Annotated in this window: 13 protein-coding genes and 1 riboswitch; of the genes, 7 read left to right on the top strand and 6 right to left on the bottom strand. The window is 74.8% G+C overall.

Annotated elements, in window-relative coordinates:
- Positions 1 to 75 precede the first annotated feature (75 nt).
- Positions 76 to 1,029 carry an RNA polymerase sigma factor SigJ gene (gene sigJ / locus BFV98_RS21660; protein WP_013288836.1) on the top strand — a complete coding sequence of 318 codons (954 nt, stop codon included), beginning with the start codon at positions 76 to 78 and terminating at the stop codon, positions 1,027 to 1,029.
- A gap of 6 nt (positions 1,030 to 1,035) precedes the next feature.
- On the opposite strand, the gene BFV98_RS21655 is transcribed toward sigJ, so the two are convergent.
- On the bottom strand, positions 1,036 to 1,542 hold the full coding sequence (locus tag BFV98_RS21655) for a DUF402 domain-containing protein (protein WP_071097610.1): 507 nt from the start codon (positions 1,540 to 1,542) through the stop codon (positions 1,036 to 1,038).
- 124 nt (positions 1,543 to 1,666) lie between these two features.
- Here BFV98_RS21655 and BFV98_RS21650 point away from each other — a divergent pair, with 124 nt between their 5' ends.
- Complete coding sequence (locus BFV98_RS21650; RefSeq protein ID WP_013288838.1) at positions 1,667 to 3,808, top strand: ATP-dependent DNA helicase; 2,142 nt, start codon at positions 1,667 to 1,669, stop codon at positions 3,806 to 3,808.
- 52 nt (positions 3,809 to 3,860) lie between these two features.
- On the opposite strand, the gene BFV98_RS21645 is transcribed toward BFV98_RS21650, so the two are convergent.
- Positions 3,861 to 5,135 carry an AI-2E family transporter gene (locus BFV98_RS21645; protein ID WP_030272135.1) on the bottom strand — a complete coding sequence of 425 codons (1,275 nt, stop codon included), beginning with the start codon at positions 5,133 to 5,135 and terminating at the stop codon, positions 3,861 to 3,863.
- A 172-nt stretch (positions 5,136 to 5,307) separates the two neighbouring features.
- Between BFV98_RS21645 and BFV98_RS21640 the strand changes: the two genes are divergently transcribed.
- Together BFV98_RS21640 and BFV98_RS32325 are read left to right on the top strand one after the other, a co-directional pair.
- A complete protein-coding gene (locus BFV98_RS21640; protein WP_013288840.1) occupies positions 5,308 to 5,655 on the top strand; it encodes a co-chaperone GroES in 348 nt (115 codons plus the stop codon).
- Between the two features lie 118 nt (positions 5,656 to 5,773).
- The gene (locus BFV98_RS32325) at positions 5,774 to 5,932 is read left to right on the top strand and encodes a hypothetical protein (RefSeq protein ID WP_162881441.1); all 159 of its coding nucleotides are present in this window, start codon (positions 5,774 to 5,776) and stop codon (positions 5,930 to 5,932) included.
- A gap of 27 nt (positions 5,933 to 5,959) precedes the next feature.
- On the opposite strand, the gene BFV98_RS21635 is transcribed toward BFV98_RS32325, so the two are convergent.
- Positions 5,960 to 7,510 carry a PrsW family intramembrane metalloprotease gene (locus BFV98_RS21635; protein WP_030272133.1) on the bottom strand — a complete coding sequence of 517 codons (1,551 nt, stop codon included), beginning with the start codon at positions 7,508 to 7,510 and terminating at the stop codon, positions 5,960 to 5,962.
- 23 nt (positions 7,511 to 7,533) lie between these two features.
- Positions 7,534 to 7,656, top strand: a riboswitch (SAM riboswitch).
- A gap of 45 nt (positions 7,657 to 7,701) precedes the next feature.
- Between BFV98_RS21635 and BFV98_RS21630 the strand changes: the two genes are divergently transcribed.
- The gene (locus tag BFV98_RS21630; RefSeq protein ID WP_071097606.1) at positions 7,702 to 8,964 is read left to right on the top strand and encodes an aminotransferase class V-fold PLP-dependent enzyme; all 1,263 of its coding nucleotides are present in this window, start codon (positions 7,702 to 7,704) and stop codon (positions 8,962 to 8,964) included.
- 144 nt (positions 8,965 to 9,108) lie between these two features.
- On the opposite strand, the gene BFV98_RS21625 is transcribed toward BFV98_RS21630, so the two are convergent.
- Positions 9,109 to 10,362, bottom strand: coding sequence for an aromatic acid exporter family protein (locus BFV98_RS21625; RefSeq protein ID WP_013288844.1), 1,254 nt, complete (start codon positions 10,360 to 10,362; stop codon positions 9,109 to 9,111).
- Positions 10,363 to 10,431: 69 nt separating this feature from the next.
- Between BFV98_RS21625 and BFV98_RS21620 the strand changes: the two genes are divergently transcribed.
- Positions 10,432 to 11,067 (top strand): metal-dependent phosphohydrolase, encoded by a 636-nt coding sequence (locus tag BFV98_RS21620; protein WP_071097605.1) that lies wholly within the window; start codon positions 10,432 to 10,434, stop codon positions 11,065 to 11,067.
- Here the strand turns inward: BFV98_RS21620 and BFV98_RS21615 are convergent.
- Positions 10,993 to 11,325, bottom strand: a complete 333-nt coding sequence (locus tag BFV98_RS21615) for a DUF4031 domain-containing protein (RefSeq protein ID WP_030272127.1) — start codon at positions 11,323 to 11,325, stop codon at positions 10,993 to 10,995. The two genes, BFV98_RS21620 and BFV98_RS21615, sit on opposite strands and share 75 nt — an antisense overlap.
- A 33-nt stretch (positions 11,326 to 11,358) precedes the next feature.
- Here BFV98_RS21615 and BFV98_RS21610 point away from each other — a divergent pair, with 33 nt between their 5' ends.
- Positions 11,359 to 12,759 (top strand): FAD-binding oxidoreductase, encoded by a 1,401-nt coding sequence (locus tag BFV98_RS21610; protein WP_013288847.1) that lies wholly within the window; start codon positions 11,359 to 11,361, stop codon positions 12,757 to 12,759.
- On the opposite strand, the gene BFV98_RS21605 is transcribed toward BFV98_RS21610, so the two are convergent.
- On the bottom strand, positions 12,756 to 13,259 hold the full coding sequence (locus BFV98_RS21605; RefSeq protein ID WP_013288848.1) for a hypothetical protein: 504 nt from the start codon (positions 13,257 to 13,259) through the stop codon (positions 12,756 to 12,758). The two genes, BFV98_RS21610 and BFV98_RS21605, sit on opposite strands and share 4 nt — an antisense overlap.
- Between the last annotated feature and the right edge of the window lie 15 nt (positions 13,260 to 13,274).

The raw sequence follows: 13,274 nt of genomic DNA, 5'->3' as shown, positions 1-13,274 counted from the left end.
ATCGGCGAGGGTGGGCGGGGTGCCGGCGAGGGTGGGCGGGTGCCGTGACGGGCGGTGGGGCGGGAGAATGAGGGGGTGGACGAGCTTGCGGGGGAGTTCGAGGCGGAACGAGGGCGTCTCCTGGCGGTCGCGCAACGGATGCTGGGCAGCCGCAGCGAGGCCGAGGACGCGGTGCAGGAGACCTGGCTTCGCTTCTCCGGCGCGCTGAGCGACCCGGGGGAGCGCGCCCGCGTACGCGATCTGCGGGGCTGGCTCATCACCACCTGTTCCCGGATCTGCCTGGACGTGCTCCGCTCCGCCCGGGTGCGCCGGGAGGCGTACCCGGGTCAGTGGCTCCCCGAGCCGATGGTGACAGCGGCGCCGGCGGCGGACGGGTTCGCGCCCGACCCGGCCGAGCGGGCGGTACGGGCCGACCAGCTCGGCACCGCGCTGCTGGTGGTGCTGGAACGGCTGACGCCGGAGCAGCGGGTGGCGTTCGTGCTGCACGACGTGTTCGCGGTGCCGTTCTCCGACGTGGCGGACGTGCTCGCGGTGACGCCGGAGGCGGCCCGTCAGCTGGCGTCGCGCGCCCGCCGGGCGGTGCACGGGCCGGACGCGCCCCGGCACAGCGCCGACCTCGCCGAGCAGCGGCGGGTGCTCGCCGCGTTCGCCGCCGCGGTGGAGTCCGGTGAGCTGGAGCAGCTGGTCCGCGTGCTCGCCCCGGACGTGGTGTCGATCGGCGACGCCGGCGGCCACTTCCCGGCCGGTCGCCGGCCGGTGGTCGGTGTGGAGTCGGTCGGCCGCCTGCTGCTCGGCCTCTACGGCCAGGCCCGGCAGCGGGGTGGCCTGCGCGGACGCCCGGTGCTGGTGGACGGCACGCTGGGATGGCAGACGGAGTTCTTCCACCGGGACGGGCGAACCATTCGGATGGTCACCTCGTTCGCGATCCACGAGGGGCGGGTCACCGGTGTGTTCAACCAGCTCAACCCGGCCAAGGTCGGCGAGCTGCCGCCGCTGGGCCCGGACGCCGCCTGGCCGCCGCGCTGGTGAGCCGGCTCAGACCACCAGTGCGAGCCATTTCCGGTACGACGTGGCGAACGGCTCGGTGCCGTCGCCGAGCGCGCCGAGCAGCCAGCGGGACGCGGCCTCGGCCTCGGTGACCACGTCCTCCGGGTAGCCCCAGCGGGCCCGGTGCACGGCGAACTCGTCCTCGTCGCGCAGCTCGACCAGGCCGGTCTCACGGCGGCGCACCACGTCCAGGTCGAGGTCGATCAGGTGGACCGTCTCCTCACCCTCCCAGCGGGCCGGGGTGGCGATGTCGCAGTAGACCTCGCTGGTGCGCGGCGGCGGGTTGAACATGCCGGTCCACCACCCGTGGTGCGGCACCAGCAGGACGAACGGGATCTGCTCGACCGACGGGCGGCCGTGGTAGACGGACTCGGTGCCGGCGGGCACGCCGAGCCAGACGCCGAGATCGTCCTCGGCGAGCCGGCGGGCCGGGTAGTCGCGGTGTGCGCTGCCGTCGTACTTGCGGTAGATCACGCGGACCACATCGCTCGGCATGCCTGGCACCCTAACCGATTCCGGCCACGCCACGCGATCGGGAGGTAACCGGACGCGACCCGCCGTCCCGCCACGCCGTCGGAGCGGCCGGACCGCCGTCGGTGCCGGCGGGTACGGTCGCACGGTGACCCCGTCCCGCACCGCCACCGGCCCGGCCGTCCCGAAGAAGCGCCGCAAGGGCCGCGCCGGTGCCGGGGAGTTGCTGACCGCCGCGGTGGGCGCGGTTCCGGGTGGCGCGGCCCGGCCGGGTCAGCAGCAGATGGCCGAGGCGATCGAGCGCAGCATCGCCTCCGGCGAGCATCTCCTGGTGCAGGCGGGCACGGGCACCGGCAAGTCCCTGGCGTACCTCGCTCCGGCGCTCACAGTGGACGGGCCGGTGGTGGTCTCCACCGCCACACTGGCGTTGCAGTCCCAGCTCGTCGAGCACGACCTGCCGAGGCTGGCCGACGCGGTCGAGCCGGTGCTGGGCCGCCGCCCGACCTTCGCCGTGCTGAAGGGCCGTCACCACTACCTGTGCCTGGCCCGGCTGGACAGCTCGGTCGAGGACGAGCCGGACGACGCGCTGTTCGACGCGCCGCACTCCGGCAACGGCGGCACCAAGTGGCTCGGTGAGGCGGGCCGGCTGGGCAAGCAGGTGCAGCGGCTGCGCGACTGGGCCGAGGAGACCGCCACCGGCGACCGCGACGAGCTGGATCCGGGCGTGGACGACCAGGTGTGGCGCAGCGTCTCCATGCCGGCCCGGGAGTGCGTGGGCGCCAGCCGCTGCCCGTTCGGGCAGGAGTGCTTCGCGGAGGCGTCCCGGGCACGCGCCCGCGAGGCCGACATCGTGGTCACCAACCACAGCCTGCTCGCCGTCGACATGCTCGCCGGGCGGCACATCGTGCCGCCGCACAGGCTGCTCGTGGTGGACGAGGCGCACGAACTGGCCGACCGGGTCTCGTCGGCCGCCCAGGCCGAGCTGGTGCCGGAGCTGATCGACAGGTCCACCCGGCGGGCGCGGCCCCTGCTGCGCCCGGACGTGGCCGAACGGCTCACCGAGGCCGGTGACGCGCTCGCCGTGGGGCTGGCCGAGGCGCCGGCCGGGCGGCTCACCGCCGGTCTGCCGCCCGCGCTGCGCGAGGCGTGCACGTTGCTGGACTCGGCGACCCGGGCCGCGCTGGAGGGGATCGGCGACGTGAAGGCCGACGACCCCGATCCGGTACGCAAGCAGCAGGCCAAGGCCGTGCTGGACGAGCTGTCCACCACCGCCCAGCGGCTGCTGGAGGAAGCCGACCACGACGTCGCCTGGGTCGAGAAGCCGGACAACGGCAGCCGCCGGGCGCTCGTCGTCGCGCCGCTGTCGGTGGCGGGCACGCTCGCCACCCACCTGTACGACGAGCGCACAGTGGTCGCCACCTCGGCGACACTGGCGCTGGGCGGCCGCTTCGACACCGTGGCCCGGGCGCTGGGGCTGGACGCGCCTCCGCCCGCCCCGCCGTCACCGGCCGCCGCCGCGATCGCCACCGCTGCCGCCGCGGGCCGTTCCCCGGTCACGCCGGTGGCCGCCGCCGAGGGCAGCCGCGCGTCGGTCGGCACCGTCCCCGCGACCGAAGGGCCGGGCTGGAGTTCGCTCGACGTCGGCTCGCCGTTCGACTACGCCCGGCAGGGCATCCTGTACGTCGCCGCGCACCTTCCCCGCCCCAGCGTCTCCGGGTTGCCCGGACCGGCAGGTGAGGAGCTGCTGGCGCTGGTCGAGGCGCTCGGTGGTCGTACCCTCGGGCTCTTCTCGTCGCGACGGGCCGCGCAGCAGGCCGCGGAGCTGGTCCGCGCGCGGACCGACCTGCCGGTGCTGCTCCAGGGCGAGGAGGCGCTGCCGCTGCTGGTGCGCCGGTTCCGCGAGGTGCGGGAGAGCTGCCTGTTCGGGGTGATGTCGCTCTGGCAGGGGGTGGACGTGCCGGGCGACGCCTGCCAGCTCGTGGTGATCGACAGGTTGCCGTTCCCCCGTCCGGACGAGCCGCTCGCGGCGGCGCGGGCGGCGGCTGTGGACGCCGGTGGCGGGTCCGGTTTCGCGGCGGTGAGCGTGCCGATCGCGGCGGTCCGGCTGGCCCAGGGTGTCGGCCGGCTGATCCGGGCCACCGGCGACCGGGGCGTGGTGGCGGTGCTCGACTCGCGGCTGGAGACGGCACGCGGGTACGGCCCGTTCCTGCGCCGGTCGCTGCCGCCGTTCTGGTACACCACCCGGCCGGAGGTGGCCCGGGGCGCGTTGGAACGGCTCGCCAAGAGCTGACGCCCGCGCCTCCCCGGGCGGGGTGACGCGGGCGTCGGCAGGTCTTGCCGGGTCAGGGCGCCTGGGAGGCGACCACCACCGCGTCCGGTGGGGTGTCCGGCACGGTACGCGCGGCGAGCCGGCGCACCGCGGTGTTGAGGACGGCGATCAGCGGCACCGCGACCAGCGCGCCGGCGATGCCGGCGAGCACCACACCGGCGGCGATGCCGATGATCACGGCGAGCGGGTGGATGGCCACCGCGCGGCCCATGATCAGCGGCTGGAGCACGTGGCCCTCGACCTGCTGCACGCCGATCACCGCGCCCAGGATGATCAGGGCGGTCACCGGGCCGCTGTCGACGAGCGCCACCAGCACGGCCACCACGCCGGACAGGAACGCGCCGACGATCGGGATGAACGCGCCCAGGAAGACCAGCGCGGCCAGCGGGAACGCGAACGGGATGTCGAACAGCACCAGGAAGATGCCGATGCCGACCGCATCGATGAACGCCACGAGGACGGTGGCCCGCACGTACGCGCCGAGCGTCGCCCAGGACGCGCGACCGGCGTCGTCGACCTTCCAGCGGGCGGCTACCGGCAGCAGCCGGACCAGGAACCGCCAGATGTTGTTGCCGTCGCGCAGGAAGAAGAACGTGGCGAACAGGACCAGGACGGTGCCGGTGAGCACCTCGGCGAGCGTGGCGGCGGTGCTTATCGCACCGCTGGTGAACCGCTCGGTGTTGCCGTTGATCCAGTTCTGCGCCTCGTCGATGTAGCGGTTGAGCTGGCTGTCGGACAGGTGCAGCGGGCCGGTCTTGAACCAGTCCTGGATCTGGCGTACGCCCTCGGAGGACTTCTGGCTCAGCTCCGGTACGCCCTTGATGAACTCGTTGACCACGAGCGTGAGCGTGCCGACGACAGCGGCCAGGCCGCCGACCAGCACCACGGCTGTCGCCAGCGAGCGGGGCAGCCGGGCCCGGAGCAGCCAGCCGACCGCCGGGGCGAGCAGCGCGGAGAGCAGCAGCGCGACGGTCAACGGGATGATCACGATGCTGATGGTGCCGACGATCCTGAGCAGGGCCCAGGTCACGATGCCGATCACGATCAGGCGCCAGCACCACGCGGCGGCGATGCGCAGCGCGTGCGGCACCTCCGTGTCGTCCCGGCTCACAGTCGAGGAGTGCAACGCCGCCGGCGACGCGGCGCCCACGACCACCGCCTCCGGCGCGGCGGGTGGCCCCGGCGCGGCGGGCGAGGCCACTCCGGCGTCCCCGGTGTCCGCGGCGGCCCGCCGGGTCCGGGCCGCCTCCCGGCCCGACTCGTACGCGCGGCGGAGCCGTCCGCGCATCCGCTCGAAGCGGCTCAAGCGCACCTCCGGCAAAATCAGCCCCACCAGGTCGCAGGGGGCACAGGATACGTCCGTACGCCCCACCCTAGGGCGACTCGGCCACACATTGCCCGCCCGGCGCTCTCGCCAACCACGCCGGGATCGACCGACGGGCACGCGGTAGCGTCTTCGCGTGACCGCCGACCAGAGTCTCGACGCCGGGCTGCCGATCCGCCTGCTGCACGACCGCGTGCTGGTGCGTACCGAGGGTGCGGAGGGGGAACGCCGCTCCACCGCCGGCATCGTGATCCCCGCGACGGCAGCCGTGGGCAAGCGGCTGGCCTGGGCCACGGCGGTCGGCGTGGGGCCGAACGTCCGCGCGATAGTGGCCGGTGACCGAGTGCTGTTCGACCCGGACGACCGCTCCGAGGTCGAGTTGCACGGGCGGGCGTACGTGCTGCTGCGCGAGCGGGACGTGCACGCCGTGGCGGCCGAGCGGGTGGAGAGCACCGCCGCCGGCTCCACCGGTCTCTACCTGTAGGTCCTTACCTGTTGCCGCGCTCCGGTGCCGGTCGCTCTGCGGCGGTGCTGTTTGCGGCGCTGCCCGGCGGGAAGCCCAGGCACCTCAGCGCGCCCTGGGGAGGGACACCATGCCGGTAGTGATCAAAAAGATCCTCGCCTGGGGATTCCTCGCGTTCCTGATCTACTTCATGGCGTTCCGGCCGGACGGCGCGGCGCAGGTGTTCAAGGGCATCGGCGGCGCGCTGATGGCCATCGCCCAGGGGCTCGGCGACTTCCTGACCGGCCTGATGAGCTGACCGGCGCCCCCGACTAGCCGGCCGGCCTCAGCGCCCGGGGTGCCAGGGCGCGCCGGGGTCGTGCCAGCCGCCCGGTCCGTGCCCGGCACCCGGGCCGCCGTGCCAGCCGGCCGGGCCGTGACCGCCCGGGCCGCCGTGCCAGCCGCCCGGACCGTAGCCGCCCTGCGGGAATGCGGGCGGCTGGGCCAGCACCACCGGGATCGGCACCACCGGGTCGTCCGGCGCCTCGACCGGGCGCTGCGAACCGTCCGGGAACCGCAGGTGGTAGCGCTGACCGTCCCAGACCCCGACCGGCGCCTGCGGGTCGCGACCGACGAAGAACGACCGGTACGCGGTGATCGCGTCCAGCAGCTCCCGTTCCTCCCGTGCCGTCCGCTCCCGCTCCTCCGGCTTGCGGTCCAGTCCCCGGCGCATCCCGTCGCGCAGCAGCGCCAGGCGGGTCGCGGCGAACTGGTAGCCGCGCATCGCGCGTACCCCGCCGTCACCGGCGACCCGCCGTGCCCAGGTGCGCGCCGCGTGCCGCCGGCCCAGGCTGCCCAGCGCCGCCACCTCGGGCGGGGTGAGCCAGCCCGCACGGACGTAGTCGGGCAGCGTGCGCTCGGTCAGCCGGCCCTCCCAGGCGCGCAGCCAGACCGCCAGCCCGACCATCGCGAAGAAGATCGGCACCATCACGCCGATGTAGCCGTAGAGCACGATCACCACCTCCCCGGTGGCCTGGGCCAGCGAGGGCAGCAGGTTCCAGGTGCCGTGCAGGATCATCGCCAGCAGCAGCCCGGCGAGCGGCGCGAGCACCCGCACGCGCCGGTCGGCGGTACGCGCGGCGACGCCCAGCCCGACGCCGGTCATCGACGTGAACAGCGGGTGGGCGAAGCCGAACAGCAGGATCCGGACGATGAAGATCGCGATCACCTGCTGCGCGCCGGTGGCCGGGCCGTACTCGTCGGCGCCGGCGCGGTAGCCGTGCCCGCCCAGGTAGAGGATGTTCTCCACCATGGCGAAGCCGACCGCGGAGAGCCCGCAATAGACCAGGCCGTCGGTGATCCCGGAGAACTCCCGCCGCCGGAAGATCAGCACCAGGAGCGGACCGGCCGCCTTGGTCAGCTCCTCGATGAACGGCGCGACCAGCACCGCGGTCAGCGCGACCGGCAGCCCTCGGTCCTCGAACAGCCCCGCGCTGGCCGTGTTCACCAGCAGCGAGATCGCGGTGGAGACGAAGGCGCCCCAGGCGAAGCAGAAGATCAGGTACTTCAGCGGCTCCGGCTCGTAACGGTCGAGCCAGAGGAAGCAGAAGACCAGCACCGGCACCGGCAGGATCGCCGCGATCACGCCGATCAGCAGCGCCTCGGCGCCCAGGCTCTCGCCGAGCGTGAACACCATGAACAGCGCACCGGCCGCGATCAGCAGCACCACACCGGCCAGCACCAGGAAGCGCCGCCAGCCGAGCCGGCGCAGCGGCATCCGGGGCGTCGGCGCCCCCGGCGGGGCGGCGGGCGCATGCGGTGGCGGCGGGGCTGCGCCGGGCGGGGTGTCGGCCATGCGGTCAGCGTAGTCACCTGCGACCCACTGGTCCGGTCGCATCGTGAGGGCTATGCTCCCGGACAGGTCACGAGCGCCAGCGTCAAGCCCCGGCTTGCTGGCCGGCAACCCTCGTCGAGGTTCGCGGTGGGGTGCCCCGGGTGATGACCGGGCCCGGTGCCGCTCCGCGCGCCGGGCAAGCGCGGACCCCGTCCCGGCACCGCCTGGGGTCCTGTGACCCGGGAGGCTCCGGCATGACCGTCACCCTCGTACCCTCACTGCCCGTGCTGCCCGCGCCGGTCCGGCCCGACCCGCTCGGCGTGCTCGGCGTACCGGGGGAGATCAACCTGGACCACGCCGCCAGCGCGCCGTGCGCGCGGGCCGCGGCCGACGCGGTGGCCGGGCTTCTTCCCTGGTACGCGAGCGTGCACCGCGGCGCGGGCGCGCTGTCGCGACGCTGCACACTGGCGTACGAGCGGGCCCGGCAGACGGTCGGCGACTTCCTCGGCGCCCGCCCCGACGACCACGTGATCTTCACCCGGAACACCACCGACGCGCTGAACCTGCTGGCCCGGGCGTTGCCCGCCGGCACCACCGTGATCACGTTCGGCGCCGAGCACCACGCCAACCTGCTGCCCTGGCCGCGCGGCTCGGTACGGCTGCCGGTCCCGGACAGCCCGGCCGGAGCGGTCCGGTCCCTCGCGGCGGCGCTCGGCGAACTCGCCCGCGACGCCCGGCCCGGCCTGCCCGTGCTGGTCGCGGTCACCGGCGCCGGCAACGTCACCGGCGAGTGCTGGCCGGTCGCCGAGCTGGCTCGGGTGGCCCACCGGCACGGCGCCCGCATCCTGGTCGACGCCGCGCAGCTCGCCCCGCACGCCCCGGTCGACCTGACCGCGCTGGACGTGGACTATGTGGCCCTGTCCGGGCACAAGCTGTACGCCCCGTTCGGCGCGGGCGTGCTGGCCGGGCGCGCGGACTGGCTGGACGCGGCCCCGCCGTACCTGGCCGGAGGCGGCGCCACCAGCCACGTCGGCGCCGCGACGCACGAGGTGCGCTGGACGGCCGGCCCGGCCCGGCACGAGGCCGGCACCCCGAACCTGCTGGGTGCGGTGGCGCTCGCCGCTGTCTGCGAGGCGCTCGGCGCGGCCGACCGGAACGCGCTGCACGCCCGGGAACAGGCGCTGCTGGCCCGGCTGCGTACCGGCCTGGCCGCGCTGCCGGACGTGGTGGAGCTGCGCGTGTTCTCCCCCGAAGCGCCCCGGGTGGGCATCGTCAGCTTCGTGGTCGCCGGACGGGACTCCGCCGAGGTGGCCGCCCACCTGGCGAGCCGGCACCGGATCGGGGTACGCGACGGCCTGTTCTGCGCGCACCCGCTGACCCGGCGTCTGCTGGCCGAGGCCGCCGCCCGTACCGGCCGCACCGACCTGCCCCCGACCGCCCTGCGCGCCAGCCTCGGCTTGGGCACCACAGAGCCGGAGGTAGACACCCTCCTGACCGCCCTGACCCACCTCCCCTAGCCCTCTCCCCACCGCACCTCGAGCGGTGATCAAGGAGTTTGTGCACTAGTTGATCTCCTCGGAGTCCGGTAACTCCTTGATCAACGCGGCAGGGCGCCAGGGCGGGAGCGCGGGAGCCAGGGCGGGAGCGCGACCGGGCGGGGGTCAGCCGACGGGTGGGGCTGTGGGGGGATGAGCGGCGGGGTTCCGGGCTGCGGGTTCGCCCTGGCGGTTCTCGCCGAACGCCTGCCGCACCAGCCGGTTCGCCTCCTCCTGTTCGATCCCGGAGGCCACCATCAGGTCGCTCGCCGTGGTACGCACCTGGGCGATCACCACGCTGCCGGAGAAGCCGACCCCCTCGGCGTACGCCCGCCCGGCCTCGCTCACCGCGCGCAGCGACCGCTCGCGGGCCTCCTGCGGCTCCTGCCCGGCGGCGAACTCCTGGCGGAGCAGGCGCACCGACTCGGCCAGGTGACCGATCGCGTCCGGCATCGGCTCGGGGACCGGTTCGGAGTCCTCGATCATGGTGACCGCGCGGCGGATCAGCGTGCCGGTGTTGCGCATGGCCCGGTCGATCGGGTCGGCCGCCTCGGCGTAGTGGGTCAGCTCGCTGCGCCGGTGCCAGCGAGCCGGGGACAGCGTGCTGGTCTCCTTCGCGCCCTCGATCGCCTCGGAGAGGGCGGCCAGTTCCTCCTTGTTCTCCCGCAGGCGGAACAGCGCCTGCTGGGCCGCGTCCCGGTCCCGGCTGCGCACCGCGTCGGCGCAGGCGTCGAGCTGGCCGGCGAGCAGGTCCAGCGCGGGCCGGGCGGCCCGGTTGATCACCCGTAGCGGGTTGAGCGGCAGCAGGATGGCGGTGACCAGCAGCGCGATGCCGCCACCGAGCAACGCGTCGATGAAGCGGGGGAACTCCAGGTTCTCGGTGGACGGGCTGAGCGTCACGATCAGCACCGCGGTGGCCGCGGCCTGGATCACGATGGCCACGCTCGCCCCGGCGAAGATGCTCAGCAGGATCGCCGAGGTCACCACGAGCGCGAGCTGCCAGGCGCCGGTGCCGACGAAGTAGATGAGCGCGTCGCCGACGAGCACGCCCACCGCGACCCCGACGATCAGCTCGACGGTGCGCCGGAACCGCTGCCCCACCGAGGCGGCGAGCGTGCCGACAGCGGAGATCGGGGCGAAGACCGGCTGCGGGTTCTTCAGCAGCCGGTGCGAGATCAGGTACGCCAGGCCGGCGGCGAGCCCGGCCTGCACGGCGAGGCCGAACGCGGTACGGACCCGGTGCAGCCGGTCGTGCAGCGTCGCCTTGCCCCGGTGCCGCAGTTCCTCCATCGCGGAGGCGATCCGCTGCCCGTCACGGTCCGCCAGCCCTTCACGCAGGTTGCCACGACGCAGGAACCGCAGTCGTCCTTCCCGGGCCATGGCCGGTACTACCCGTACCGCTCCGGCTGAATCCCTCCGACCGGGCCGGAGTGGGGCAGACTGCACCCGATGGACGACCTGACGGCACGCTGGCGGGAAACGGCACGGGCGGCGGGCGCGACCGATCCGGCGGGAGCCGACCGGGCCGGTGCCCGGCTGCTGGCGGGCTGGCGGGAGCCGCACCGGCGCTACCACGACGAGGAGCACCTGCGGGCGGTGCTCGACGTGGTCGACGCGTACGCCGATCTGGCCCGCGACCCCGACCTGGTCCGGCTGGCGGCGTGGTGCCACGACGCCGTCTACGACCCGCGCGCGGCGGGCGACGCCAACGAGCGGGCCAGCGCCGACCTGGCCGGCGAGCTGCTGGCCGCCGCCGGGCTCCCGGCCGCGACGGTGACCGGGGTACGCCGCCTGGTGCTGCTCACCGTCGGCCACGCGGTCGGGCCGGACGACCCGGACGGCGCGCTGCTGTGCGACGCGGACCTGGCGGTGCTCGCCGCCCCGCCGGCGCGCTACGACAGGTACGCCGCGGCGATCCGCGCCGAGTACGCGCACGTGCCCGATCCGGACTTCCGCACCGGCCGGGCCGCGGTGCTGCGGCACCTGCTCGCCCTGCCGGCGCTCTACCGCCTACCCGAGCCGCACGCCCGCTGGGAGGCCCCGGCCCGGGCCAATCTGTCCCGGGAGCTGGCCGCGCTCACCTGAGACGCGGTGCTTCGGGCGGCGCAGACCGGAGTCCCGCAGCAGGCGGACGATCTCCCGCGACGGCACGACCGTGGCGCCCAGCCAGACCGCCGCCCGGAACCGCTCGGCCGGCACGTCGTAGTGGTCGCGGTCGAAGCCGCGCCGGGGCGCGCCGAGCATCTCGGCGAACGCGTGCAGTTCGGCGTACGAGACGTCGCTGATCAGGTGCGACCAGAGCCGGCCGCGCCAGGGCACGGCGGGCGGGTCCAGGTAGAGCACGGCAACAGACGGTACGCCGGTAGCCTTCCCGGCATGGCCGCCCATCCCCTCCTCGACGACCTGCGGGCCGCGCTCGGCGACGCCGCCGTGCTGACCGACCCGGATCTGCTGGCCGGGCACGAGCGCGACGAGGCCGACCTGTGCGACTCGGGCACCCCGCTGGCGGTGGTGCGCCCCCGCGGCACGGATGAGGTGGTGGCTGTGGTCCGGGCGGCCGGGCGGCACGGCGTACCGGTGGTGCCGCAGGGTGCGCGGACCGGGCTGGCCGGCGCGGCGAACGCGGTCGCCGGCGCGGTGGTGGTGAGCACCGTGGCGATGGACGCGGTGCGGGAGATCGACCCGGTCGGCCGGATCGCCGTGGTGCAGCCGGGCGTGGTGAACGCGGCGCTCGCCCGTGCGGTACGGGAGCACGGCCTCTGGTATCCGCCGGACCCCGGCTCGTGGGAGTCGTCCACCATCGGCGGCAACGTGGCCACGAACGCCGGTGGCATGTGCTGCGTGAAGTACGGCGTGACCAGCGAGTACGTGCTGGGCCTGGAGGTGGTGCTCGCCTCCGGCGAGGTGCTGCGGACCGGGCGGCGTACCGCCAAGGGGGTCGCCGGGTACGACCTGACCCGCCTCTTCGTCGGCTCGGAGGGCACGCTCGGCGTGATCACCGAGGTGACTGTGGCGTTGCGCCCGGCCCCGGAGGAGTCACTGACCCTGGTCGCGGTCTTTCCCACTGTGGCGACGGCAGGTGGCGCGGTCGCCGGGATCGCCGAGCGGGGACTCACCCCGAGCCTGCTGGAACTGCTGGACCGGACGCATCTGCGGGCGATCGAGGCGTACCGGCCGATGGGTCTGCGCACCGATGCCGAGGCGCTGCTGCTCGCGGCGGTGGACACCGGCCCGCGTGCCGCCGACGACCTGGCCCGGCTGGCCGAGGTGTGCACGGCGGCGGGTGCCGACGAGGTCTACGCGGCCACCGACGCGACCGAGGCGGCGGCCCTGCTCCAGGCGCGGCGGCTGGCCCATCCGGCGATGGAGCGGTTCGCGGCGGAGACGTTCCCGGGCGGCAACGGCGGCCTGGTCATCGACGACGTGGCGGTGCCGCGCGGCCGGCTCGCGGAGCTGCTCGACGGGGTGGCCCGGATCGCCGAGGCGTGCCGGGTGCCGATCGGGGTGGTCGGTCACGCGGGCGACGGCAACATGCACCCGAACATCGTGGTCGACCGGGCCGATCCGGCGAGCCTGGCCCGGGGACGGCGGGCCTTCGACGAGATCATGCGGCTGGGGCTGGAACTGGGCGGCACCTGCACCGGGGAGCACGGCGTCGGGCTGCTCAAGCGGGACTGGCTGGCCCGCGAGATCGGGCCGGTGGGCGTACGCGTGCACCAGGCGATCAAGGCGGCGCTGGACCCGGCCGGCCTGCTCAACCCCGGCAAGGTCTTCTAGCCCTTGTCCTCGGCCGGCGTGGCCTGGGTGACGAGCAGCAGCACGTCGTAGGCCACCTTCGGCTTCGGCTCGCCCGGGCAGTCCTGGATGGTGACTGTCAGGTCCGGCGGCACGAGCAGCGTCGACGTCAGCACTCCGATGCAGCCCTGCTTGTAGCTGCGGGCCTGGTCGGTCTCCTTCGCGATCGCCGGGTCCGCGAGCATCCGCTGGAGCCGCGTGGTCTGCTCCAGGCTGAGCGTGCCGGTGGCGTCCACGCCGTCACCGGCGCAGTCGCGGCACTGCCAGCGGCCGGACGGGTCCACGTCGAGGTTGCGGACCGGGCCGTCACCGAGCCGCTGCACCAGGGAGACGCGTCTGCCGTCCGGTGTCGGGCCGGCCGTGCCCGCCGCCCCGGGTGCGGTGGCGCCCTCGGCCCGTCCGAAGGAGCAGCCGGTCAGAGCGGCCGCAAGCAGGACGACGGCGGACAGAGCGGGGACGCGCGACCAGGATGGGCGAACCACGCGGGGAAACCTACA

This window comes from Micromonospora sp. WMMB235, from assembly GCF_001855515.1.
In the GTDB taxonomy this organism is placed as follows: domain Bacteria; phylum Actinomycetota; class Actinomycetes; order Mycobacteriales; family Micromonosporaceae; genus Micromonospora; species Micromonospora aurantiaca.
The sequence above is the reverse complement of the archived record's forward strand: the minus strand, read 5'-3'. Positions and strand labels throughout refer to the sequence as shown.

Bases quoted from the DNA above. Each gene is read 5' to 3' on its own strand.
- BFV98_RS21655 (WP_071097610.1), bottom strand. From the start codon at position 1,542: ATGCCGAGCGATGTGGTCCGCGTGATCTACCGCAAGTACGACGGCAGC.
- BFV98_RS21645 (WP_030272135.1), bottom strand. From the start codon at position 5,135: ATGCGCGGACGGCTCCGCCGCGCGTACGAGTCGGGCCGGGAGGCGGCC.
- BFV98_RS21635 (WP_030272133.1), bottom strand. From the start codon at position 7,510: ATGCGACCGGACCAGTGGGTCGCAGGTGACTACGCTGACCGCATGGCC.
- BFV98_RS21630 (WP_071097606.1), top strand. From the start codon at position 7,702: ATGACCGTCACCCTCGTACCCTCACTGCCCGTGCTGCCCGCGCCGGTC.
- BFV98_RS21625 (WP_013288844.1), bottom strand. From the start codon at position 10,362: ATGGCCCGGGAAGGACGACTGCGGTTCCTGCGTCGTGGCAACCTGCGT.
- BFV98_RS21620 (WP_071097605.1), top strand. From the start codon at position 10,432: ATGGACGACCTGACGGCACGCTGGCGGGAAACGGCACGGGCGGCGGGC.
- BFV98_RS21610 (WP_013288847.1), top strand. From the start codon at position 11,359: ATGGCCGCCCATCCCCTCCTCGACGACCTGCGGGCCGCGCTCGGCGAC.